Origin of the sequence: Neobacillus sp. WH10 (assembly GCF_030123405.1) — a bacterium.
Classification (GTDB): Bacteria; Bacillota; Bacilli; order Bacillales; family Cytobacillaceae; genus Neobacillus.
Map to the genome: position 1 here is coordinate 659,276 of NZ_CP126110.1, position 23,923 is coordinate 683,198.

Here is a 23,923-nt window from a genome sequence, read left to right on the forward strand (position 1 = left end):
AAAAGTCCTGCTTTTCAACAAATTTGAAAAGCGGGACTTTTTGTTTATGGATCTATTTTTGAGAAGCAGTACTTTTCTCCTGTTTTATTTCTTCGACATAGTTTAACAAAAATTTTGAAAATTCACTCTTATACTGAAAATGGTGGTAACCGCCGAAAACCATGTCTAAGGGGGAAAAGTAGTGAGGAAAAAATTTTTGTCCGTTAGTTTGTGTTCAGTTCTTTCACTTTCATTAGTAGCTGGAGTAGATACTTGGACAGTAAAAGCAGAAACTAAGCAAAATCAAACAGCTGCGGCTCAAAATGTCTCTAACCAAAAGGGGAATTTACTAGAGTGGAATGGGATCCCGCTGAATGGATTGATTCCAGAAACAGCATCGGATGCAACAAAAATCGAACTTGAAAATGGAATGACAAAACCAATCTACTCTACCGACGACGCAATTATTGAAAACTTGTTTGTTGAGACAGAGATAGATAGTGACAGAGACGGTAAGCGTGACAAGGTCTCCATTAAAGTATACCGTCCTAAAACCGAGCCGGGGATTAAGGTTCCTGTTATTTATGAGATGAGTCCTTATCGCTCAGGCATTCTAGATGTCCCTGTCTTTAATGTCGATGTTGACTTAATTCCAGTTAACCACCCAGGTAATGGGAACGGACGGGGCGGCAAGCCATTTGCAATTGCGGAAGGACAAGCTGCCAATCTCGGTTCTTTAGGGAATTACTATGTCCCGCGTGGCTATGGAGTTATTCTTGCGGAGAGTATTGGGACAGGCAAATCGGAAGGGTGTCCGACTACAGGGGATGATCGAGAAATTCTTGGTACAAGAGCTGTTATTGATTGGTTAAACGGTCGTGCTAAAGCATTTACTGTGGATGGAAAAGAAGTTTCTGCTGATTGGTCAACAGGGAATGTGGGAATGACAGGTGCTTCCTACAACGGGACCTTGCCAAATGCGGTTGCCGCTACCGGTGTGGACGGATTGAAAACGATTATCCCAGTGGCCGCAATCAGCAGCTGGTACGACTATTATCGTGCCAACGGAGCGGTTATTGCTCCTGGCGGCTATCAAGGTGAAGACACTGATAATATGGCTGAAGCTGTGTTAACACGAAACAATCCTCAAGTTTGTAAAGATGTCATTGCCGAGCTAAAAGCTGCTCAAGACCGTGAAACTGGTGACTATAGTGAGTTCTGGGCAGGACGTGATTATGTGAAGAATGCCAATAAGGTGAAGGCTAGTGTTCTTGTCGTTCATGGGCTTAATGATTGGAACGTCAAGACAAAACAATTCGCGCAGTGGTGGGAAGCATTAGAAAAGAACAATGTCCCTCGAAAATTGTGGCTGCATCAGGGCGGTCATTCAGGTGCTTCAGGGAATAACTGGCCTCAGACCCAAAATAAATGGTTTGATTATTATCTGTACGGAATTGAAAACGGAATTATGAAGGAGCCTGCTGTCGATATCCAGCGGGAGGACAAAACCTGGAGCAAGGAAGCCAACTGGCCGGCACCAGGTTCGGTAGATACAAGGCTACATTTAACAGGCACTGGAAATGATTTAGGGGGGCTTCATCTGAATCCTGTTCCAAATCAGCCGCATAATACACAAACAATTATTGATGATCCATTGAAGAAGGCTAATACACTGATAGCGAATCCAGAGCTAAATTCTTCAAATCGATTAGCTTACGTCACCTCGGAATTAACTGGGGAAGTTCGGTTAAGCGGTACACCTAAAGTAAATATACGGGCAAGCATTGACCGCCCTGTTGCGAACTTAACAGCACTGCTAGTTGACTATAGTAGTTCGTCAAACCCTGTTATTGTGTCGCGAGGCTGGGTCGATCCGCAAAATCTTCATGCAGCTGATCGTTCAGAATCACTTGTTCCAGGCAGAGACTACACCTTCGAATGGGACATGCAGCCTAAAGACTATGTATTTAAGGCAGGTCACCGTATTGGCGTTGTTCTCATCGCCAGTGATTACGACTATACGATTCGTCCTAAAGCCGGTACAAAAATCACAATAACGCCAACCCGTAGTGAAATAACATTGCCAATTGTCGGAGGCCGTAACGCCTTTAATCAATAAACACAATAAAGAAGACTTAATTGCTATTTATGGAGTAAAATTTAATCAATCAAAGCTGAAAAGGGTCATTCTTCCGTTCCAAAAAGACGGTGAGAATGCCCTTTTTTTAACCTCTTTTTCTTTTTCCTCGCAACAACTGTATGGTTATCGAAGTGTGGGTGCAATCGATAATTTGCTCCATTTTAAAATGAAAAAGTCTAATTTTATAAAATGTGAGTATTATTTTAGAAAGAAAGGGAGGGGATATGGTGAAACCAATTGGAATCCTGGGAGTCGGTCAAGCAGGCGGGAATATTGCGGAAATTGCATCATCCATGGGTTTTCAAACCGCGCTTATCAACACGAATCAGCGCGACGGGTTAGTGAACACGAGAGTTGAGAAGAAGTATTTTGTTCCCGGGTATAATGGAGCCGGGCAAGATCGATCCATCGGATTAAGAGCTGTTAATGAAAACTATCGAGAGATGATTGACTTTGTACAGAAGTCTTTTAAGAACATAAGGCTTTTATTAGTGGCCTTCTCTACTGACGGGGGTACTGGCTCTGGGATGAGTCCGCTATTAATTGACCTGTTATTGGATCAGCTGCCTGGAGTCAACATTGGTGCGATTGCAGTTGTCCCTGATCGTAACGTGTTAGCAGGTAACCGAATCAATGCTGCTGAGTGCATCGAGGAGATTTCCAAGATAGACTCGCTTTCATCTGTGTTCCTTGTCGACAATGATCAAATGCGGAAATTAAACCCACAATCCAGTAAACATCAAATTTATCTTTCTTCTAATCATCAGGTCATGGAAGCAATTAATCATGTGTTGCAAGTTACGAAAAAGAGTTCTTTTTACGGAAACTTTGATGAAACCGATCTGATGAATATACTGGGAACAAGAGGGGTAACGATTATATCTTCAGCTGCGATAACGGACGCAAAGACAACCTCAGACGTAGCAAGTAAAATACAGCAATCCTGGGCAAACTCGATATTTTGTCCTGTTGAAGCAGCAGGAGTCATTCGTGCAGGTTTAATTTATGAAGGACCAGAAAAAATGGCTAAACTAATTAATGTCCCAGCAGTTTTTGAAAAGGTGGGGGAACCGCTGGAATTGTTTGAAGGAACCTATATTTCCGAATCGGACCCGACGATAACGACAATTCTAGCAGGACTGCCATTTCCTGCACGGCGAATGCTGGCTCTAGAGGAATCGCTTGAGAAAAACAAGGATCGGTTACAGAACCTGGTAAATAAGGAATATTCACAGAGGTATGAGTCCCGAATATCGTGGGCTTCCAATCTAAAAGCTAGACCGCAGGAGAGAAAGTCAGGAAACATTTCATCGAAGTTATCTAAGTATCAAAAATAAAGCAGTTAAGGGTCAGTTCCCGTTTCGTTAAATCGGCGGGGACTGACCCTTTCGTCTAAATGTAAAAGATATAATCCTCCGGTAAAACTCTCTTTAAGAACTGCTGGGTTCTTTCTTCCTTTGGATTGGTGAAAATCTCCTTAGGGGACCCTTCTTCAACAATGACGCCGCCATCCATAAAGACCACACGGTTAGCTACATCCTTCGCAAACGACATTTCGTGGGTCACGACTAACATGGTGGTTCCTTCTTTGGCGATATTTTTCATCACCGTTAATACCTCCCCGACTAATTCCGGATCGAGGGCAGAGGTTGGTTCATCAAACAAAATGATATCCGGATTTAAAGCAACAGCTCTGGCAATCCCGACCCTTTGCTGCTGTCCGCCTGATAATTCAACAGGATGGGCGTGATATTTTTCTGACAGACCGACTTTATCCAATGCCCTTTTGCCTATTTCGATTGCTTCAGGTTTCGGAACCTTTCTGCCAATAATCAGTCCCTCTGTTACATTTTCAAGTGCGGTCTTATTATTAAATAGATTGTAATTTTGGAAGACAAACGCGACCTTTTGTCTGATATCGTGAATTTGCTTTTTGGAAGCTGTTTTCAAATTGACATCCGTAGACCCAAAAATAGCATGCCCTTGATCTGCTTTTTCCAGAAAGTTAATACACCTGAGTAGCGTGGTTTTACCGGAACCGCTTGGTCCAAGGATGACAACCACATCACCCTTGTCAATGCGTAAATCCACGCCTTTTAAAATCTCACTTTTTCCAAATGATTTATGAATATTTTTAATTTCTAACATCGTTCTGCCTCCAGTTTCAATCTTAGGCATTTGCTGCTTTATATTTCCGTAACCGTTTTTCATATAATTTAAATAAAAATTCTACTAAACTACATAAAATCAAATAGACCAGAAAGATATCGATGTACGCCTCAACATAATTGTAGCCGACATTGGCTGCTACTTTTGCTCGCAGTGTAATTTCCTGCAAGGACATCGCATATCCCAAAGAGGTAGCTTTAATCAGATTGACGGTTGCAGTACATATATTTGGTAAGGCGACAACCAATGTCTGAGGGATAATAATTCTCCTAAATGCCTGCACATTGGTTAATCCGACTGAATAAGCGGCTTCCAGCTGACCCTTGCTAACCGTGCTAAGCGCTGAACGAAACACCTCGATTAAGATAGCTGTCGTATTCAATGAGAAAACAATGAAGGCGTACCAAATCGGATTGATATCATAAACATTCGTTTCAATCTGAAACTTTTTAAATATCGAAGTTAGTACCAAGGGGACACTGCTATAGATAATAAAAATTTGCACAATGACAGGTGTGCCTCTTACAAAAGATACATAAACTTGAGCAAAACGATGGAGGAAGGAAATTCGATTGATTCTTGTTAACGCGAGTAAGAACCCTAGCGGAAGGGCAATTAGTAAGGCGACAATCGTTATAATAAGTGCGGTGGGTACTCCTGATAATGCGGTGAAAAATGTCTTTACTAAAAACTGATAATTTAGACTCTCGGACACTCTGCCACCCCCTTTATGTTGGTTTTATGACTTGTTTTCCTTTACTAAAGCCTTTTTCTAGCTTCAGGAAAAACTGCTCAATCACTATGGAAATCACCCAATAGATAATCGATAAGGCAAGATACGTTTCAAAGGCATGAGCATTAAAACGGCCATCGATAATCAGGCTTGCTTTCCCCATTACATCAATTAATCCGATTGTATATGCTAAAGAACCCTCTTTTATCAACTCAAGTAAACTGTTGCCGAAGTTTGGCAGGGAAACGACAAACGCCTGTGGAAAGATGATTCTCCTGTACGCTTGTGTGTTACTTAACCCTACACTAACTGCAGCCTCAAATTGCCCTCGATCAATCGATTGATAAGCTGAGCGGATCACTTCAGACATAGCAGCGGCAAATTGCAGGGAAAAGGTAATGACAATAAAGACGATTTTATCAACGTCGCTAAGGTTTAAGCCGAAATTTTCGGCAATTTTCGGAATTCCATAGTAAACAAGGAAGAGCAGGACAATCGAGGGTGTACATCTTAATGCTGTCGTATACCCATTGGCGATTTTCTGAGCAATCTTACTGTTTCCTAATTTCATTACAGCTAAAATGAAACCTAAAAGTGTTCCAAACAGAACGGATAGACCGGCAACTAGAAATGTCACTTTTATATAGGGGATTAACAGCGGGAATGACTCCCAGATATATTTGGCATCAAAGTATTTCTCCATAATTCACCTCCAGCTGCATTTTCGTAGATTGATTGTCTTTTTATAGGGAACTGAGGTTACAGCCTTTAATAAGGATGTAACCTCAGTGATTCAAGACATTTTTTTACTGTGAAAATGGTACTTATCTTTTGACAGTATCCAATACCTCGAACAAATCTCTGCCATAGAACTTCTTGCTTAATTCGTTCGGTTTCTTTTCTTCTTTCAGTTTTTTGAGGGCTTTGTCAAAAGCATCGGCAAATGCCTGTTCCTTTTTGTTAAATAATGGCCAAGTTTTGATGACGGCGAATTCATTGTAAACAACCTCATTTTTTAGATTATGATAGGGACCGTCATCAGCAATGACCTGCTTTTGAAATGGACCTTCAATCATGACACCGCCGTCAACCCGACCTTCGTTTACCCATTGAACAACGTCCACTGTAAAGGAATCTCCAGCTTTCAATTTGACTTTATTATCCGGATTGGCCTTGTTATATTCATCAATAATGGTATATTGCGCGTTGTTAGCAGCAATTGGCGCTAAGGTTAAGCCCGCGGAGGCAAAATCTGCCAGAGATTTAATATTTTCATTTTTCTTCTTTAAGACAAGACCTGCGCTGCTCAGTCCAAGGAATTCTTTTGGAAAGATAAATTTCTCTGTCCTTTCCTGTGTCCAGAAGGCATTTTTCACGCCTGCCTGATACTTCCCTTGTTCAACCCCCAGTAATAAGTCGTCACTTGATGTTCCAACGAATTCAAATTCGTATTCAGGAAGTAATTTATCGACCAATTTCATCATTTCTACATCATATCCAGTTGGATTTCCTTTATCATCGATATAGGAGATGGGCTTTGAAGCTTGGTCATAGGCGATCTTTACCTTTCTTACCTTTGAAGATTTATTTTTTGCATCTGATGATTCACTAGACGTGGAACTGATGCCGCATCCTGCTAACAGAATGAACAACGATAAAGCTGTTATGATTACCTTTAAAAACTTTTTATTTCTCATCATACCAATCTCCTTTTTTATTTAAAGTTTTCATATAAAAATAGTTGGATTTGAAACTAAAAAAAATTCATAGTTTTAGAAGTAGGAATGGGTGAAATTCCTACTCTAAATGAGATAATTGTCCAGCTCCATCGCCCAGCGGCTAGTGGACTTCGCTCTTCTCCCTACGATAAGTCAACATCGAATCGCTCCAGTCCATACGCCGCTTAACGGGCGTTTACGCTTTTCTTGTGTTCAATGGCTGAAAGTGCTAATTTTTTTATCGTCATATCATCCATTGGTGGATTGTGCAAACCTGCCCTTACATCGCGGTAATAGCGTTGCAGGGGATTGTTGCGCCCAAGACTTTTGGCCCCGACGATCCTCATTGCTTTATCAACAATGGTAATCGCCGAATTCGTAACCGTATGCTTGACAACTCCAAGTTCATTTTCGAGGTATTCTCTAAGCGATACGTCATCATATGCCGCTGCAACACTATAGGTAAGATGTCTAGCTCTAATTAATTCTAAATCAATTTCCCCTAACAGCTGTTGAACATTAGGTAATTGGCTGATCGGTCCGTTTAAACTATTGGGAGCATGGTGATTGGCAAAATGGACAGCGTAATCGCGTGCAGCTTGGGCGATGCCAAGATAACAGGCTGGAATGTGCAGGATCCAGCCGTTTAGTTTACTGCCGCTGGGCATGGACGGGAGTTCAACAAGATTGAAATCATCAACGATTACATTATTGAGAATAAGATCGTGGCTTCCTGTGCCCCTCATGGCAATGACATCCCATGTCTCATCAATGGTTAGTCCGTCTAAATCTTTATGCAGGAGAAAGAAGCCCACTTTTTGCTTTTCTTCAATCCAAGCAGATGTTAGAAAATAAGTTAATACGGGTGACATAGTGGTAAATGTTTTCCGTCCTGTTAGCACCCAAGCACCATTTTTCTTAACCGCAGTTGTTCCGGGCCGTCCGCCTCTAGTTGGACTTCCTGTTTGTGCTTCACTTACGGCCCGATTCACTAAGGCGCCGTTAAGAATTTCTTTTGCAAAAAAATCCAATCTCTCCTGATCCCAAAGTTTTGTTTCAAAGAGCTCGCCGATCACCCCGAGATTCCAGCCAATCGAAAGTGCGGTGGCTCCATCAAAACTAGCCAGTGTTTCTTGAAGGAGCACCATATCATAGACTTTTAATCCTTCTCCGCCATAAGCAGCTGGAAGAGTAATACTTGAATAGCCCATCTCCACTAGCTCCTGAATATTTTCTTCTGGAAAAATGGCCATTTCATCAATTTCCGCCGACTTACTTTTAAATTTTGCTTCTTTCTCATGCAATTTTTGTAACCATGTCTTTTGCTTTTTTGTCTTTACGAATAAGTTAAGCACGATTTCCCTCCTAGTAACCTGTTAGTTTATTATCGATGTTAATTTGATAATCCCGATATGTTTTATAGGAATAAATAATAACGAAGCACAATCGAACTGTCAAGGTATTTTATCGATTTTTATTAAAATTCTGATTAATTATTAGGATGATCCAGACAGCAGGAAGTGGTTTGCAATAAAAATCCTTTAAAGCACTCATCCTGTTGAAATATTACAAAATTACAACCACAGTTGAACATAGCTTCAATAAATATTATGTATTGTTTTAATAAAGTAAGCAGCTTTGGTTAGGAAAAGGACAAAATATTACCTACTTGAACAAGTAATAATACCGAAAGGAACTTATATCTAATTGAATTTTTCACGTTAGAGGAGTACAGTTGAAAAGTGTAAAAAAGTAGAAAGAAGGTCTTTTTGTTGAGTAAGCTGCAACAAGGCACAACAGCCTTTCGTAAAGCCAATTTTGCCCTCTTTGCAGGGGGATTTATAACTTTTTCTATACTTTATGACGTCCAGCCGTTAATGCCGATTTTCACAAAAGAGTTTCATGTCACAGCAGCAACGGGAAGTCTGACGTTGTCGGTAACGACGTTCGCTCTTGCTGTGGCAATGCTTTTTACCAGTTCTTTGTCTGAAGCATGGGGAAGGAAACCGATTATGGCTGCTTCCTTAATCCTTTCCTCCCTCATTGTCATCTTAACTGCCTTCAGTCCCACATTTGGGTCGTTAATCAGCTTTCGCATCCTGCAAGGAATCGTTCTTGCGGGTCTGCCGGCCATCGCTATGGCTTATTTGAGTGAAGAAGTCGACCCAAAAAGTCTTGGTATTGCTATGGGGATTTATATTAGCGGGAACTCCATTGGTGGTATGGCAGGAAGAATTATTACCGGCTCTGTTACGGACTTTTTTTCTTGGCGGGTTGCAATGGGGAGTATTGGGGTGATTAGCCTCGTGCTTAGTCTGTGGTTCTGGTTTAATCTGCCGAGATCCAACTATTTTACACCAAAGTCATTGAAATTAAATACGTTAGTCAAATCAATGGTAGGTCATTTAAAAGACCCGGCATTATTATGTTTATTTTCTATTGCTTTTATCTTAATGGGAAGCTTTGTCACGTTGTATAACTATATTGGCTTTGAATTAATGGCACCACCTTATCAATTGAGCCAGACAATAGTCGGTTGGATTTTTATTGTTTATTTAACTGGCACCTTTAGTTCAACATGGATGGGGCGGCTCTCTGATACGCTTGGCCGCCGGAAGGTCTTATGGCTTGGCTTGGTCATTATGGTTACTGGAGCGGCATTGACACTTGTAGAACCTTTGGTGTTAAAGATAATCGGTATCGCTATTTTTACCTTTGGCTTTTTTGGCGCCCATTCGATCGCTTCAAGCTGGGTGGGGCGAAGAGCACAAACTGCGAAAGCCCAAGCTTCTTCGCTTTATTTATTTTTTTATTATTTTGGATCGAGCACGGCAGGTACTGCCGGCGGATTTTTCTGGTCGAATTTCGGCTGGGGTGGAGTAATTGGCTTTATTATTTGTTTATTGCTGTTAGCCTTTCCTTTATCGATTAAGCTTTCATCGGTGCCGGTAAAGAACTTGCAGACGAAATAAATGGTGCTCATGCTATTGAGAAAAAGACTTACAAAGGAAAAATCCCATCTGCTCGAGAAGATGGGATTTTTCTTGTTCATTGAATGGCTGGAAATTTTATTTTGACGGTGAACTCCTGGTCTTTATAGACGAAGTCTAAAAAGCCGTGGTGGTCATTTACGATATCCTTAATGATCTTCGTCCCAAGTCCCTCATGACCGTTCGTTTTTGTTGTTTTTCCGTAGCTTTGGAACAGTCCATCCAAGATGGGAGTTGGAATTGACAGACTATTATTTTTACAAATTAATAGGAACAAACCGCTTCGTTTATAAAATTGCAGTGTGATTACAGCCTGTTGCTTATGTTCCTTTTGCCAGTCTTCACTAGCCTCGATACTATTTGATAACAGATTTCCAAGCAGTTTCACCATGACGGTATCAGGGAGTGGTAATGTGGATAGCGGCAGGTCGAAATCATAGACAACCGCAATTCCTGCTGTTTTGGCACGCCGATACATTTGATGCAAGCTCCCGGCAACGATTCCCTGTTCCCCTTTAATGGAAAGATTCGTTTCTTCATAGCCGTCGACTAACTCATCCAGATACGCTTTTGCCTCACCGTGTTTTCCAGTTTCAAGCATAAAGTGAATGGCGGAAACATGTTTGAGAAAATCATGCCGTTCACTGCGGACAATGCGAAATGTTTCATTAAAATGGGCAGTTTGTTCCCTAAAAAGATGATTCTCTCGGGTTAATGCAGCCAGACTTTGTGCAACGGAAAGCCTAATGTATTCAATTCCGATAAAGAGGATTAACAGCACGAGATAAACCCACGATGGCTTCAAGGACGTATAAATCAGTACAAGCAGCAGCTGCGAGCCAAATAACAGTGAGTTCCATTTTACTCCCAAAATCGAAATGTGAGTGATACTTTTTTTATAAAAATAATAGAAAATCATGATTACGAGTAAACAAGTTAAATAGAAAGGAATGTTCCATGGCAGCATTAACGTGAGCATTTGAAGATGTACCGTGCCCAGTATAGCTAACGCCAACCAATATAAAATTATCAACTTCAAGTTCATTTCCTGCCTTTAAAAATAATTTTCTTGTATAAAATCTACTTTTTCTTTAGTAATCATCGCTTGTTCCTCAATTCCTTCAAACGTCACGATATAGGAATTCTTTGCATACAGGGAAAAATTTTTTACATAGTGGATATTGATAATGAACGATCGGTGCGAGCGGATAAAATCCCTTTCCCTTAGTTCGCCCTCTAATTCGTTAAGAGTTTGATAGGTTTTAATCAAACCCGACTTTGTATAAATGGTTGAGGAACGGCCGGATCTTTCAATAAAAATAATATCCTTCTTCTGAATGATATGAATATCGTTTTTTTGTTTTAAATAAAGCCTGCCGGCAATATCAGCCGACTTTGTCTTCTCCTTTAAGCGTTCGATCGATTTGATTAAACGGTCTTTCGGATAAGGCTTCATAATATAGTCATGGACATTCAATTCAAAGGCATGAACTGCATAGCCGCTGTTGGCCGTCACAAAGATAACTGAAATACTAAGGGCATGTGAATGAATAATGTCTGCTAGCTCATATCCGGATAAACTTGGCATTTCAATATCAGCAATTAATAAATTAATTGATTCTTTTTTGATATGCTCATAGGCTTCCTCCGCAAAGGTAGTTGAGAAAACTATCTCTACATCTGGTATTCCAGCGACAATCGCATTTAATTTATCTAAATCAATGAATCGATCATCGACCAGACCAACCTTCATCATAATAGAGCCACACCTTTAACCATTTAGAATTTCCTTTAATAGAATCTTCTTTATTTTACCATTATTAAAGTGGAATTTGGCATTTTCGCGACAGGAAATGGACGATTCGCGACATAAGTGCAGATTTCCTTTTCGTTTATTTGTATGATGACATCAAGAAACAAAACAGATGGGGTGGAATGAAATGATTGAGATCCAAGAGGTAACGAAGAAATTTCAAGATAAAAAGAAATTCATCACGGCATTGAAGCATGTCTCTTTTTCCGTAAAAGAAGGGCAGGTGGTCGGTCTGCTTGGGGAGAACGGTGCTGGCAAAACGACGTTACTAAGAACGGTTGCTACACTTCTTACGCCGACAGAGGGGACGGTAACGGTTGCTGGCTTTGACACGATCAAGAATGCAAATGATGTGAAAAAAAGAATCGGGGTATTATTTGGCGGAGAAACGGGCCTATATGATCGCTTGACCGCCAGAGAAAACTTAGAATACTTTGCAGCACTATATGGATTAAGTAAGCATGAAACGAAGGTGCGCATTGATGACCTGTCAAGGATGTTCGGTATGCGCGATTATTTGAACCGGAAAGTTGGCGGCTTCTCTAAAGGAATGCGTCAAAAGGTTGCGATTGCGAGAACACTGATCCATAATCCTGAGATTATTCTCTTTGATGAACCGACAACCGGGTTAGATATCACATCCTCTAATGTGTTCCGCCAGCTTGTGCATCAACTAAAGCGTGATGGAAAAACGATTATTTTCTCAAGCCATATTATGGAGGAAGTATCGCTGCTTTGTGATTCTGTCGCTATGATGCATAAAGGTGAACTTGTCTATCACGGCAATCTTGAGTCACTATACAAGTCAGAGGGAAGCCGTGATTTGAACTATATTTTCATGAGTAAGCTTGTAAGGGGGAACGAACACTATGCTTCTTAAAATCTATTTAAAAGAAATAAAAGACTGCTTCCGTGATCGCCGGACGTTATTGCTGACCGTACTATTACCGGTAATCATGATGACCGGATTAACTTTTTTTTATGAAAAAATGATCTCTGATGGCAAAGGGGAAAGCTATAAGCTTGCCGTGAACGAATCGTTTGATCGCGAACTTGCAGGAATATTTACTAGTTATAAAAATATTGAACTCGTTCACTCGGCTAATCCAGCAAAAACGTTGCAGGACGGGAAAGTCCAGGCAGCACTAATCCTGGATCCTAATTTCAGTAGTAATATCGAAAATGGGGAAAAGGCGACAGTCACGATTATTGGTGACTCCTTTAGTCAGAAATCGTCTAATTTGAACAACATTGTACAAAATGTGCTGGGTGTTTACGAGAAATCAATTATTTCAGAACGGATGCAAGCAAAAGGAACAGATCCAAACCTAGTTGAACCCATTACAATTGAACAAAAGGAAATGTCGGACCAAAATCCGAATGCCAACTTAATCGCTATGCTAATTCCGTTAATTCTAGCCATAGCTATTGGGGTTGGTTCAGGTCCAGCTGCTTCCGATTTATTTGCCGGTGAAAAAGAGAAGAAGACGATGGAAGCATTATTAATGACACCGGTAAAGCGTTCAACCTTGCTGTTCTCGAAATGGCTGACAATTGCTACGGTTGGGTCAGTTACAGGGATTATCACTTTACTGGTTGTCGCTTTAGAAATTAACTTACTGACAGAAAATCTAAAAAAGGCTGTTTCTTTCGGTGACAATGTTGTTGTTATTATTGCTTTAGCTGTGTTGGTCTCCATCATTTATGCGATGTTTACTGCTTCACTTCTCATGCTCACAAGTATTATCGGCAAGACCGTAAAAGAATCACAAAGCTACAGCACACCGGTGATGATGTTAGCCATGTTCCCGACGATGATCCTCTCAAGTATCGGAATTAACGAATTATCCTTTCAGCATTTTGCTGTTCCAATATTAAATCTTTTCAGCATTCTGAAAGAACTAATATTCGGCATCATCGATTACGAACACATCCTAGTCACCTTCGCAAGCAACCTAGTCTGCATGATCCTTCTGTTTATTGTGGGCAGGATTCTATTCCTGAAGGATAAATGGGTGATGAATTAAGGGGAAGAGGTCAGTCCTCAGTGGCTTTAAAGAGCTGGGGACTGAAGCTTCTTCTATATAGATCGATTAATAGATTTAATTTTTCCGTCATCTCTTGGATGTGGCGTAATATTTTCATCCCCAGGCATATGTCTCCATTTCTTTTTAACTACGATCCGAAGCCAAGTTCCTGGAATCCAGGAAGTAATAAGGGCTAACATGACAAGGCTCGCGAAAAATTCCTGATTAATAATTCCTGCGGCGTAGGCAACGGAAGAAAGGACAATTCCAGGGCCGCCGCAGTCATTGATCGCCACCCCTAAGTTAAAACTGGTTAAACGCTATTGTGTAACTATATTAACTATAAACAAATAGGAAGGATTAGTCTTCATGACTAACCCTTCCTATTGTTTTGAGTGTATCTGACTATGTTAATGATTCTTTCCCTGACGGAACTGCTTTTTCTCGTTCATGTGGGATGATTAGATTAAGTATGACTGTAGCGATCGCCCCAACAGCTGTTCCGGAAGATAAGATATAGTTTGCAAAATCAGGTACGCTGTATAAGATTTCCTTCGGAAGAACCATAGTACCTACTGTAAGTAAGATTGGAACACCGATTACCATCATATTGCGGTCATCGATGACAACATGTTGAATGACTTTTAAACCGTTCATGACAATCGCCACACAAACGACACCAAAGATTCCATTAATCACCGGATCAGGAATACATGTAATGATCGCAGATAATTTAGGGATTAATCCTAAACATATCAAAATAATACCGGCAGCAATGATGGCCATTCTGCTTGCAACACCAGTAATCGCAATAATTCCAGCGTTAGAAGAATATCCTGTCATAGGTGTCCCACCGAAAAGAGATCCTACGAAACAGCCAATTCCTTCACCGACAGATGCACGGTTCAATCGTTTTTCATCTAATTCACTATCAGTAACAGTTGATACCACGAACCAAGTTCCAGTTGTTTCAATTAAAATAACCAAATAAATAAATACCATTGTTAAAATCGCTTGTAAATTAAATACTGGTTTTCCGAATGGGAAAAAGCTTGGAAATGATATCCATGATGCTTGTTTTACAGAGGAGAAATCAACGGTTCCAAAAAGTGATGCAGTAATTGTTCCAGCGATGATGGCTAGGATAACCGAAACTAAGCGGAAAAATGTGCCATACCCCTTTGCCTTACGTCCAAGAAGAATACAGATGATTAAAACCGCAGCAGAAACAAATGCAATCAATACATTGTGTCCTACATTTCCAGGTGCATGGTAAATACTATTAAATGCATTAGGCATTAATGAGATCCCTACAATGACAATGACGGTTCCTCCGACAAGCGGCGGGATTATTTTTTGAACAGCTTTAGCAAACCATTTTAACGGATACCCAAGGATTGCAATAATTAAGGCCCCAGGAAGGAGGCTGCCAAAAACAGCACCTAATCCAAGCTTACCTCCTATTGCTGCTAACGCTCCGATAGGGACATAGGAAGGACCTTGAACGACTGGCAGCCGCAAGCCGCCAATGGTTTGAATGAGTGTTGCTAGTCCTGCTGCTAAAAAACACATTTGAATGAAGAATGTTGTATTCATTGAATCCAATGAAAGTAAACCAGCAATAATGATTGGTGCGATATACAGATCCATCGCCAGTACATGCTGCATACCAAGTAAAAAAGCTCTTCCCCAACTGATTTTTTCATTGATGCCTACTACAATGTTCGTGTTTTGCTCTTTTTGATCCACTTAATTATTCTCCTCTACTTTAAATTAATTTGAATTCAATAAACAATAAAAGAATAAAGGTACTAGGGATAATAGCATTTCAATAATGTTGAAATCACAGTAAAACATAGATGTAGAAGCAATTTTCTTTGTGATGATTCGCAGGTTTTTTACTACTGCTGTATTAAAAACTTTAATTGAATTATAAAAAACAATTTAGAAGTTGTAAATAATAAATTACGTATATTTTTATATTTTTTTTAATTAATGTTCGTGTTTTTGTTGACTTTGTTAAAATAGCTTCATAAAATATAGGTAATAAAAAGAATTCATCAATGAAGGGATGGTAAACATGCTTTTGGAAGATAACGTGTTACGCAGTGACTGGGTCGTTGCTTGTAAAAGAGAGGACGTAAAAGAAGAGCCAGTACAAGTAACGATATTAGGCGAGAGGGTCGTTCTCTTCCGCAATGAAGAAGGGGTCCACGCTTTTAAGGACTTATGTATACACCGAGGTGCTGCTTTATCACTAGGCTGCGTAAAAGATGGGAATCTCGTTTGTCCCTACCATGGTTGGGAATATAATTCTGCCGGTACATGTACAAAAATCCCGCAGCTCCCTGAAGGAAGAGCCATTCCATTAAAAGCTAAAGCTATTAAATATACATGCAAAGAAGCATATGGATTAGTGTGGATTAATCTCAACAACAATAATCCTAAATTCTTTTCTTATCCTGAATATACAGATGATAACTTCCGTAATGTCTTATGGGGTCCACAGGAAGTGAATGCCAATCCTCCAAGAATCGTTGAGAACTTCTTGGATGTAAGCCATCTTTCCTTTATACATGAAGGGTTTCTGGGGGTACAGGAGCATCCTGTCATTGGGGATTACGATGTTCATATGGAAGAAGATCGGATTTTTTCAGATGAAATCGCCATATTTCAGCCAGACCCTGACGGTACCGGACAATCAAAAGATGTATTTTATACGTATGAAGTAATACGACCATTAACCGTTCGGTTCACAAAAAGAGATCCGGATACTGACAACAAGATGACCATTTTACTTACCATCCTGCCTATTGCAGAATGTAAGTCCATCGCCTATGGGATTTTGTCATTTAACTATGAAACGGGTACAACTGATCAGGAAATCATAGAGTTTCAAGATATGATTTTTGCTCAAGACAAGCCTATCGTCGAAAATCAGAAACCCGAGGACTTACCACTTGATTTGCAAGTAGAACTTTCGTTGAAATGTGACAGAATGAGTATTGCCTATCGACAATATTTAACTAAACTTGGCGTTACACTTGGCACTGAATAATCAAAGGGTCAGTCCCTCTTCGCGAAAAAGCGGTGAGGGACTGACCCTGATTTTGTTTTATTTTATTTTATCCCTTATTAACTGGCAGAAAGACCCTCTTCAACTAACAAGAATAAGCGGGGGATGGACAAAAACACTGATTGAAGTATCACTTTATTCATATCTCAAAGCGTCAATTGGGCTAAGCTTCGATGCTTTATTAGCTGGGAGGATCCCGAAAATAATCCCGATTAGAGCAGAAAAACTAACTCCAATTAAGACAATTAAGGGACTGACCGTCGCTGCAATAGGAGTTACTTGAGAAACTATGATGGTTCCGATTGACGCTAGTCCGATTCCCATCAGTCCGCCTAATGAGGTTAAGGTGATCGCTTCGATAAGGAATTGTAATAGGATTTTCTTTCTTGTAGCCCCAATTGCTTTTCGAAGTCCTATTTCTCTTGTTCTTTCAGTTACTGAAACAAGCATGATATTCATTACCCCAATCCCGCCGACTAAGAGGGAAATTCCTGCGATACTGCCAATTAGTAATGTCAGTAACGAAATCATCTTGTTTAATTCTTTTTCATAATCTTCAAAGCTGTTAGTAGAATACTTTCCATCTTCCAGTTCTTTTTTTTCTGTCAGAGTTGCAGCAGCCAGTTTACCGGTCTCAGAAACCTTTTCAGGATCACTTGCAATTACGGATAATTGTTCGATTTCACGGTTGCCGAACATCATTGATATAACTGAACGAGGCATAAGCATTTCACCAGTATCCTTATTCCGAAATTGTTCAGGAATCGGTGATTCGTAGACGCCTACGACTTTGTAAGGATTATTATTCAGGTCAATGATCTCGCCAATCGGGTTTTCAGTTTCCTTAAAAAATTTCTTCCTAGCAATCGTGTCAATAAGGACAACCCGATTCAATCCATCGTTATCTGCAGCGTATAAAGCTCGCCCTTCAACAATTTGAATATTTTTAGCGGAGAAGAATTCCGCACCGACACCAGTAATTTGCATCTCACCTTGCTCGTCATTACGGACCATTGTACCAAAGCCTTGATTGGTAGCAATGACTGCTTTCACACCCGGAACATTTGCGAGTGTTTGGATATCTTCCGACGTCAATTCAGGCTCTTGCCAAAAGGTTTCTGGCTCACCTTCTGGCGGGATGTATTCATAATAAATATCAATCGCATTCTTATCCGTACTAAACAATTCATCCGTCATTTGTTTTCTTGTGCCTTGTCCGATCGCAACGATAATGATAACTGCCGCTACCCCGATAATGATGCCGAGCATGGTTAAGATTGACCGTACCTTATGATTCCAGATAGAAGAAAGGGCAATTTTGAAACTCTCCCAGATGTTCATGGTTTCACCCTCCGGTCATTGGTGATCAGGCCATCTTTTAGTGTAATGATTCTTTTGGCATATGCAGCAATTTCTTCCTCGTGCGTAACGATAATAACTGTCTTGCCTTCTTCATTAAGCTGAATAAACAGCTTCATGATTTGTTCGCTAGTTTTTGAATCAAGTGCTCCGGTAGGCTCATCAGCTAGAATGATCGTTGGGTTATTGACAAGTGCTCTAGCGATGGCGACACGCTGCTTCTGGCCGCCAGACAATTGATTGGGCAAATGCTTCATTCGGTCTTCTAATCCAACCTTTCCTAGCATTTTTTTTGCTCTATCCGTTCTTTCTCGTTTCGAAACACCTGCATAAATAAGAGGGGATGCGACGTTTTTGATAGCGTTGTCCCTTGGAAACATGAAGAATTGTTGAAAAACAAAGCCAATATGTTCATTTCTTAATCTTGCAAGGACACTCTCTTTTGCTGAATCAATTTTTTCACCATTTAATTCGAATGTACCCGATGTTGGATAATCTAAAAAGCCAATGATATTCATTAAGGTTGATTTACCTGAACCAGATGGCCCCATGATCGCGACAAATTCGCCATCTTCTATCGTTAAATCAATTCCATGCAGCACAGGAACTTCTAGTGCCCCCTTACCATAAACCTTCGTAATCTCACTTAACTTCATCAAAGGAGGTCACTTCCATTCCATCATGCATTTGTTCATTTGGAGTTATAACGATGAGCTCACCCGGCTTTACTCCTTCAGTCACTTCGATGAATTCATCGTTCATTGCCCCAGTTTTTACTTCCCGTCTCTCAAGCTTTTTATCGACTAAAACATAAACTATCTTGCTTCCACCTTCATCAATTAGTGATGGATGTGGGATTACAAGTTTTTTGTCTGAGCCGCCCACTTTAATTTCTAAAGAAACATGGAAGCCTTGACGTAACTCTGAAGTATCATCTGTAATTGCTACCTTAAAAGGATACATCGTCACATTGCCGCCGCCAGGACCACCGCCAGGACCGCCTCCGAAGTCTTCACCGCCGCCTTCTGCATTAGGGAATTGTGAAACAGATTCAACAGCACCTTTCCATTCCCGATCTTTATAAACCTTTGGACGGATGATCACCGGCTGCCCTTTTTGAATCTTTACGGCATCAAATTCACTCATGGTACCAATTACCTTATAAGGCTGGCTCGAAATAATATGGATGACAGGTTCAGCTGCTCCTGTCTCTGTCTTTGCTACGTTTTGATTAACCTTAACGATAATCCCATCCATTTTGCTGACGACCGTCATTTCTTTTTTCTGTGCATTCAGTTCTTTTATGCGGTCGTCTGCTGAGGCAATTTCTGATTTTGTGCTTTCATATCCCATTTCCAATTGGATCTTTTCAGTGGAAAGCTGGTTTATGTCTACTTGCGTAACAGCTCCATCGTTTGCCTCTTCTGTTGTGGTACTTTGTGTGGTTGTATTCTTTTTCGCTTCTGCAATACGTTTTGCTAGTTCGGCAATTTGATTTTGTTCTGTTTTTCCTTTACTTTGAAGTAATTCTTTTTCACGAACCGCTTTTTTTAGTTCACTATCTATTTTGGAAGAATCGTAAATTAGTAGGGGGTTACCAGCCTTGACAGTCTGATTTTCCGTCACTTTATACTCACTAATTACTCCTTTTTCCGGCTCCAAAAACACCTTTTGCTCATTTTCAGGGACAATTTTACCTGTAACAAGTATTGTCTCTTTTAATTCTTGTTCACTAGCTTTTTGAACCGTTATCCCCATTTCCTTGACATCAGTTCCTGCCACTTCTGCATCGCCTTTGGTAAAAAAGTAGATAGCAGTTCCTGCGATCACAAGTAATCCGACAATTGATACAATCCAAATCCAAACTTTTTTCTTCACATTATTCCTCCGTCTAGTCTATTATTTGTTCTCTCATTAACTATAAAGTATAAAGAATATGGAGGAATTTTCAATTATTTTCTATTATTTACAGTTATAAGTTGTTTTTTGCATTATAGGTAAGACCTGCAATTTTCAAGATGAAGGCTTTTTAATAGCCTTATAGCATTTGTCGAAAAAATAATCGCTCATCTTAACCAATGAGCGATTAACTAGAAGATCCTTTATTGAAGAAAATATCTTTTTCTAGGTTTTAAAGGATAGAAGAGGATGGATGGGCAGGTAATAGTGATTTCAGGGAAGCCTTGAATCATACGGTCTGCCTGCTCATCTTCAAAAGTATTTAAATCTACCAAGTTCAGCGCTCCTGTAGTACAAGCTTCAATGCAAGCCGGAACCATTCCAATATCTTGTCTTGGGTAGCACATTTGGCATTTGCTGACCTTTCGTGTTTCAGGATTAAAATGTGGTGCGTGATAGGGACAGGCAGAGATACATAGCTGGCAGCCTGTGCAAAGATCCTCATCAATTTGGACGATGCCATCTTTACGCTTCGTGAATGCTCTTTCTGGACAGACTCGGAAACATTCCGGGCTGTCACAATGATTACAGGAAATGGATAGATATAATTCAGGTGCTGCCTTTTTAACTCCTCTCCATTGGATGCCTGTGGGAGTTTGATTTTCATTTTTACAGGCAATTTCACATGCTTTACAATTGATACAATTATCCGCATTGAAAATGAATCCGGCCCGTTTAAACATGCTTTTCTCTCCATTTCCTAATTTTCACAATGCTGTCATAAAAAAAAGTACTGGCGCTATTTTTATCTTTTTCTTCTTTTTGAGAGATTAATTGATTAATGGGGTTGCTGCCAGCCTGGGAGGCAAGCACCACATTATATGGCAACGTAGGATTAATTTTAGCGGTACCGGCAATTAATCCATGTTCATTGTAAATCTCAATTTTTGCATTTTCATCAATTTCATGTTGGATCGCAGCATTATAAGATATTTCAATGATATTGTCAGTTTCCCCATGATCTAACCAAGACACCATTTCATATTGAGAATGGATTTTCAACAATGTTTGCGGTGTTAAAAGTCTATAGGTTAATGGTTGTTGAAGATTTTCACTTAGGAACAGATCATTAGCATGTGTTTCTATCGCCGGAAGCAGATTGAATTTCTCTGGGTCAGACGTAGAGCGAGTTATTTCTAATTTTTTTTGCGGCCCCTTTAGTAAATCCTCATAACTAGTTAGTCCATACTGATGCATAATCTCCGGAGATAGCTCTTCTTTAATCCAGTCAATTGGTTCTTTTTCATAAGGGAAGTTAGAAAAGACCGGTGAGAGTTCATTTAGCTTTTTGGTTAATTCCCGAGCAATCTGTAAATCACTTTTTGCTTCGTAATAAGGAGGAATTGCTTTTTGGTTTAAGGCCAGCCAATAATGCCAATAACCTACATTTAAATCTTCTTCTTCAAAATGAGAGGCTGCTGGTAAAACGATATCGGATTTTTTCGCTGTTTTTGTTAAATAAAGATCCACTGTCACGATGAGTTCTAATTGATTGAACAATTGCTGCCAAGATTTAAGGTTTTGATCCTGAGTAATAATATTTCTTGACGCCACCCAAAGGAATTTTAGCGGCGGATCTATTAAGGTGAGAGCATTTTTTGAATAATTACTAATATCAACTTCTCTAGAGTTGGTGATAGTTGGATGAATAGGACCCTGATGGTTTAACAGAAGTTGTGGAAAATATTCTTTATCAAAGTGCATATAATATAAACCGCCATTTGGATTACTTAGATTACCTGTTATGGCTGCAAGACTGTTGATAGCACTGATGCTATGTCCGCCTCTATCGTTACGCTGAATACCTAAACCATTCCAAGTGACGGCAGGTTTTAAATTACCGTAAAATTCAGCAAGTACCTCCATTGCCTCTATTGGGACACCTGTACGTTTTGATACATCAAATAGGTTAATTTGATTTTGAATAAAGTGTTTATATTGATCCCAGCCAATTGTTTGATCCCGAATAGATTCTTCGAAATCAATCCCTTTTTCAATGATGATTTTGGCGATTCCGAGAGCCAGCCACCCATCTGTTCCGGGATTGATTTGGATATAGATATCAGCTTTCTCAGCTGTTCTCGTAAAAATAGGATCAATGACAACAAATTTTGCACCTTTGCGCCTTGCCTTATAAATAAACTTCATTTGATGGACATTAGTGACGGCAGGATTCGCTCCCCAAATAACAATTAGGTTTGCATGTAACATATCCTCGGGAACAGAGCTGTAATTATCTCCAAAAGATTGATTAACTGCAAGTTTTCCCGTTAGAGCACAAGGATTTCCAGTTGGTTTCGTATGAGGACCGAAACTATTGAACATACCTTCTACTGCATTGTGCAGTAAACCAAGATTTCCTGAGAATTTGTTGTAGCCACTGGCAAGGTTAGACCCATAGCGCTGATTCAATTCGATAATTTTACCAGCAATAATGGAGTAAGCTTCATCCCATGAAATTCTCTTCCAGTTTCCAGACCCTCTAGGGTTTTGTATCATTGGATACTTAAGCCTTTGCGTATTATAGACAAATTGGGTGGAAGCATATCCCTTTGCACATAGTCTCCCTTTTGTATAGCCATGTTTTGGATCACCGGTCACTTTTATGAGCCGGCCATTTTTAACATATGACAAAATTCCGCAGGTTCCATAACAATTACGTGGACAAGTGTTTCTGTATATGCCATCTTTCATTGTGAATTACCTTCATTCTTCATATTTTTCGCAGCTGTTTAATTTTGAAAGCTGCCATAATATCTAATCGAACATGTAAGTCATCCAATTTCAGATGAAGAATATCTTCAATTCTTTTCACACGATAACGTAGTGTATTTCGATGAAGAAACGATTCCTTGGCCGTTTTACCCATATCAAATTGATTGGAGGCAAGAGCTTCAAGTGTTTCGATAAGATTTCCATCATGGTTTTTATCGTGTTCCAGTAAACTTCCTAATATATGGTTGTAATATTCTATCAAGTCTTGGAGGTCGTGTTTATATAAAATCCGTTCTAAACCTAAATCAGTGAATAGTGGTGTTGTAATATTCAATAAAATGCCTAGTTCAAGAGCTACTTTTGCTTCTTGATAACTTCTAAAAAGCTCGGCAGGATTTGTGTATTTTTTTCCAATTCCGCAAACAATCTCAAAATCCAGATTTATTTTTTCTGCTTTTTTTAGAATAGTTTCAGTAAACGCTTCCAGCTTGGACCTATTCTCAGCATGATAAGCATCAGCTAGAGGAATTAGGGTTATCACCTGACTTTGTTTGGCCATTGCGATCGGTTTCAAGTTATGTAAATTCAACTCATTTTCAACAACTTGTAAAAGCATATTAATCATGTGCTTGTTCGTAAAAAAATGATTTACTTCTTTATAGGAAAATACGATTACAATATGAGGGACGCTAAAATCCCATCCCCAAATTTCTCCGTATTCAATAATCTCTTCCTTTTTCTTAATGTTTCCGTACAGTAGGTCAAATAGAAAGGCTTCTTTGAATTTCTGTTTTTCTTGCTTGATTTCCAGGTTTTTTTGCATTTGCAAAGCACATAAAGAAGCCGCATAAATAAGTGGATCTTCATAGAGACCAGTCTCTAACGGTGTGTTATTACTACATAAAATGATATAACCAAGTTTTTTATTATCGAATGTTATTGGACTAGCCAACCCATTTTTTAAATTATTTATGGTTGAAATCTGGCAGCTGAAAACAGAAATGTGTGGATTGGATTCCTGATGCTGATCAGGCATGATAACTATTTCATCTATCGCTTCATTTCCGGCTGAGCAATAAAGAATCTGATAGAGTGAGTCCGCTACGAGGACTGGATGGGATAAAAGTGTGGAGAGTTTTTGAATAATCTTGTGAACCCCTTGGCTTGAAACGGTCATTAATTCTTGAACAAAGTCTGGAATAGCATATTGTTTTTGCATCGATTATTCACCTTTCTCCTATCTAG

At 39.7% G+C, this 23,923-nt stretch carries 21 protein-coding genes; 6 read left to right on the forward strand and 15 right to left on the reverse strand.

Annotated elements, in window-relative coordinates; translation table 11 throughout:
- The first annotated feature begins 181 nt into the window (after positions 1–181).
- Positions 182–2,098, forward strand: coding sequence for a Xaa-Pro dipeptidyl-peptidase (locus QNH20_RS03100; protein ID WP_283921471.1), 1,917 nt, complete (start codon positions 182–184; stop codon positions 2,096–2,098).
- 245 nt (positions 2,099–2,343) lie between these two features.
- Complete coding sequence (locus QNH20_RS03105) at positions 2,344–3,456, forward strand: FtsZ/tubulin family protein (RefSeq protein WP_283921472.1); 1,113 nt, start codon at positions 2,344–2,346, stop codon at positions 3,454–3,456.
- Positions 3,457–3,511: 55 nt separating this feature from the next.
- Here the strand turns inward: QNH20_RS03105 and QNH20_RS03110 are convergent, their stop codons facing one another.
- The 5 genes from QNH20_RS03110 to QNH20_RS03130 all read right to left on the reverse strand — a co-directional run bounded on the left by QNH20_RS03110 (position 3,512) and on the right by QNH20_RS03130 (position 8,094).
- Entirely contained in the window at positions 3,512–4,267 is a 756-nt protein-coding gene (locus QNH20_RS03110; protein ID WP_283921473.1) for an amino acid ABC transporter ATP-binding protein, read from the reverse strand.
- Between the two features lie 22 nt (positions 4,268–4,289).
- Positions 4,290–5,003: an amino acid ABC transporter permease gene (locus QNH20_RS03115; RefSeq protein WP_283921474.1), complete on the reverse strand. Its 714-nt coding sequence runs from the start codon at positions 5,001–5,003 to the stop codon at positions 4,290–4,292.
- 13 nt (positions 5,004–5,016) lie between these two features.
- On the reverse strand, positions 5,017–5,724 hold the full coding sequence (locus QNH20_RS03120) for an amino acid ABC transporter permease (protein ID WP_283921475.1): 708 nt from the start codon (positions 5,722–5,724) through the stop codon (positions 5,017–5,019).
- Between the two features lie 121 nt (positions 5,725–5,845).
- Positions 5,846–6,721 carry a transporter substrate-binding domain-containing protein gene (locus QNH20_RS03125; protein ID WP_283921476.1) on the reverse strand — a complete coding sequence of 292 codons (876 nt, stop codon included), beginning with the start codon at positions 6,719–6,721 and terminating at the stop codon, positions 5,846–5,848.
- 203 nt (positions 6,722–6,924) lie between these two features.
- Positions 6,925–8,094: an acyl-CoA dehydrogenase family protein gene (locus QNH20_RS03130; RefSeq protein ID WP_283921477.1), complete on the reverse strand. Its 1,170-nt coding sequence runs from the start codon at positions 8,092–8,094 to the stop codon at positions 6,925–6,927.
- 417 nt (positions 8,095–8,511) lie between these two features.
- Between QNH20_RS03130 and QNH20_RS03135 the strand changes: the two genes are divergently transcribed.
- Positions 8,512–9,711: an MFS transporter gene (locus tag QNH20_RS03135; RefSeq protein WP_283921478.1), complete on the forward strand. Its 1,200-nt coding sequence runs from the start codon at positions 8,512–8,514 to the stop codon at positions 9,709–9,711.
- Positions 9,712–9,787: 76 nt separating this feature from the next.
- On the opposite strand, the gene QNH20_RS03140 is transcribed toward QNH20_RS03135, so the two are convergent.
- Positions 9,788–10,768 (reverse strand): sensor histidine kinase, encoded by a 981-nt coding sequence (locus QNH20_RS03140; protein ID WP_283921479.1) that lies wholly within the window; start codon positions 10,766–10,768, stop codon positions 9,788–9,790.
- A 15-nt stretch (positions 10,769–10,783) separates the two neighbouring features.
- Positions 10,784–11,485 (reverse strand): LytR/AlgR family response regulator transcription factor, encoded by a 702-nt coding sequence (locus QNH20_RS03145; RefSeq protein WP_283921480.1) that lies wholly within the window; start codon positions 11,483–11,485, stop codon positions 10,784–10,786.
- Between the two features lie 184 nt (positions 11,486–11,669).
- On the opposite strand from QNH20_RS03145, the gene QNH20_RS03150 reads away from it, so the two are divergent.
- Both QNH20_RS03150 and QNH20_RS03155 read left to right on the forward strand, forming a co-directional pair.
- Positions 11,670–12,422, forward strand: a complete 753-nt coding sequence (locus tag QNH20_RS03150) for an ABC transporter ATP-binding protein (protein WP_283921481.1) — start codon at positions 11,670–11,672, stop codon at positions 12,420–12,422.
- A complete protein-coding gene (locus tag QNH20_RS03155; RefSeq protein ID WP_283921482.1) occupies positions 12,412–13,569 on the forward strand; it encodes an ABC transporter permease in 1,158 nt (385 codons plus the stop codon). Before QNH20_RS03150 ends, QNH20_RS03155 begins: the two co-directional genes overlap by 11 nt.
- 53 nt (positions 13,570–13,622) lie before the next feature.
- Here QNH20_RS03155 and QNH20_RS03160 read toward each other — a convergent pair whose 3' ends face one another.
- Together QNH20_RS03160 and QNH20_RS03165 are read right to left on the reverse strand one after the other, a co-directional pair.
- Positions 13,623–13,865: a hypothetical protein gene (locus tag QNH20_RS03160; RefSeq protein WP_283921483.1), complete on the reverse strand. Its 243-nt coding sequence runs from the start codon at positions 13,863–13,865 to the stop codon at positions 13,623–13,625.
- Between the two features lie 109 nt (positions 13,866–13,974).
- Positions 13,975–15,318: a uracil-xanthine permease family protein gene (locus QNH20_RS03165; RefSeq protein ID WP_283921484.1), complete on the reverse strand. Its 1,344-nt coding sequence runs from the start codon at positions 15,316–15,318 to the stop codon at positions 13,975–13,977.
- 331 nt (positions 15,319–15,649) lie between these two features.
- Between QNH20_RS03165 and QNH20_RS03170 the strand changes: the two genes are divergently transcribed.
- On the forward strand, positions 15,650–16,627 hold the full coding sequence (locus QNH20_RS03170) for an aromatic ring-hydroxylating dioxygenase subunit alpha (RefSeq protein ID WP_283921485.1): 978 nt from the start codon (positions 15,650–15,652) through the stop codon (positions 16,625–16,627).
- Between the two features lie 153 nt (positions 16,628–16,780).
- Here QNH20_RS03170 and QNH20_RS03175 read toward each other — a convergent pair whose 3' ends face one another.
- The 6 genes from QNH20_RS03175 to QNH20_RS03200 all read right to left on the reverse strand — a co-directional run bounded on the left by QNH20_RS03175 (position 16,781) and on the right by QNH20_RS03200 (position 23,897).
- A complete protein-coding gene (locus tag QNH20_RS03175) occupies positions 16,781–17,986 on the reverse strand; it encodes an ABC transporter permease (protein ID WP_283921486.1) in 1,206 nt (401 codons plus the stop codon).
- Positions 17,983–18,663 (reverse strand): ABC transporter ATP-binding protein, encoded by a 681-nt coding sequence (locus tag QNH20_RS03180; protein ID WP_283921487.1) that lies wholly within the window; start codon positions 18,661–18,663, stop codon positions 17,983–17,985. Before QNH20_RS03180 ends, QNH20_RS03175 begins: the two co-directional genes overlap by 4 nt.
- Entirely contained in the window at positions 18,647–19,882 is a 1,236-nt protein-coding gene (locus QNH20_RS03185) for an efflux RND transporter periplasmic adaptor subunit (protein WP_283921488.1), read from the reverse strand. Before QNH20_RS03185 ends, QNH20_RS03180 begins: the two co-directional genes overlap by 17 nt.
- Positions 19,883–20,106: 224 nt before the next feature.
- Positions 20,107–20,646 carry a 4Fe-4S dicluster domain-containing protein gene (locus QNH20_RS03190; RefSeq protein ID WP_283921489.1) on the reverse strand — a complete coding sequence of 180 codons (540 nt, stop codon included), beginning with the start codon at positions 20,644–20,646 and terminating at the stop codon, positions 20,107–20,109.
- Positions 20,639–22,657 carry a molybdopterin-dependent oxidoreductase gene (locus tag QNH20_RS03195; RefSeq protein WP_283921490.1) on the reverse strand — a complete coding sequence of 673 codons (2,019 nt, stop codon included), beginning with the start codon at positions 22,655–22,657 and terminating at the stop codon, positions 20,639–20,641. The genes QNH20_RS03190 and QNH20_RS03195 overlap by 8 nt, the downstream gene beginning before the upstream one ends.
- Positions 22,658–22,676: 19 nt before the next feature.
- A complete protein-coding gene (locus QNH20_RS03200) occupies positions 22,677–23,897 on the reverse strand; it encodes a PucR family transcriptional regulator (RefSeq protein WP_283921491.1) in 1,221 nt (406 codons plus the stop codon).
- Positions 23,898–23,923 lie beyond the last annotated feature (26 nt).

Bases quoted from the DNA above. Each gene is read 5' to 3' on its own strand.
- QNH20_RS03105 (WP_283921472.1), top strand. From the start codon at position 2,344: ATGGTGAAACCAATTGGAATCCTGGGAGTCGGTCAAGCAGGCGGGAAT.
- QNH20_RS03110 (WP_283921473.1), bottom strand. From the start codon at position 4,267: ATGTTAGAAATTAAAAATATTCATAAATCATTTGGAAAAAGTGAGATT.
- QNH20_RS03120 (WP_283921475.1), bottom strand. From the start codon at position 5,724: ATGGAGAAATACTTTGATGCCAAATATATCTGGGAGTCATTCCCGCTG.
- QNH20_RS03125 (WP_283921476.1), bottom strand. From the start codon at position 6,721: ATGATGAGAAATAAAAAGTTTTTAAAGGTAATCATAACAGCTTTATCG.
- QNH20_RS03145 (WP_283921480.1), bottom strand. From the start codon at position 11,485: ATGATGAAGGTTGGTCTGGTCGATGATCGATTCATTGATTTAGATAAA.
- QNH20_RS03150 (WP_283921481.1), top strand. From the start codon at position 11,670: ATGATTGAGATCCAAGAGGTAACGAAGAAATTTCAAGATAAAAAGAAA.
- QNH20_RS03155 (WP_283921482.1), top strand. From the start codon at position 12,412: ATGCTTCTTAAAATCTATTTAAAAGAAATAAAAGACTGCTTCCGTGAT.
- QNH20_RS03170 (WP_283921485.1), top strand. From the start codon at position 15,650: ATGCTTTTGGAAGATAACGTGTTACGCAGTGACTGGGTCGTTGCTTGT.
- QNH20_RS03175 (WP_283921486.1), bottom strand. From the start codon at position 17,986: ATGAACATCTGGGAGAGTTTCAAAATTGCCCTTTCTTCTATCTGGAAT.
- QNH20_RS03190 (WP_283921489.1), bottom strand. From the start codon at position 20,646: ATGTTTAAACGGGCCGGATTCATTTTCAATGCGGATAATTGTATCAAT.
- QNH20_RS03195 (WP_283921490.1), bottom strand. From the start codon at position 22,657: ATGAAAGATGGCATATACAGAAACACTTGTCCACGTAATTGTTATGGA.
- QNH20_RS03200 (WP_283921491.1), bottom strand. From the start codon at position 23,897: ATGCAAAAACAATATGCTATTCCAGACTTTGTTCAAGAATTAATGACC.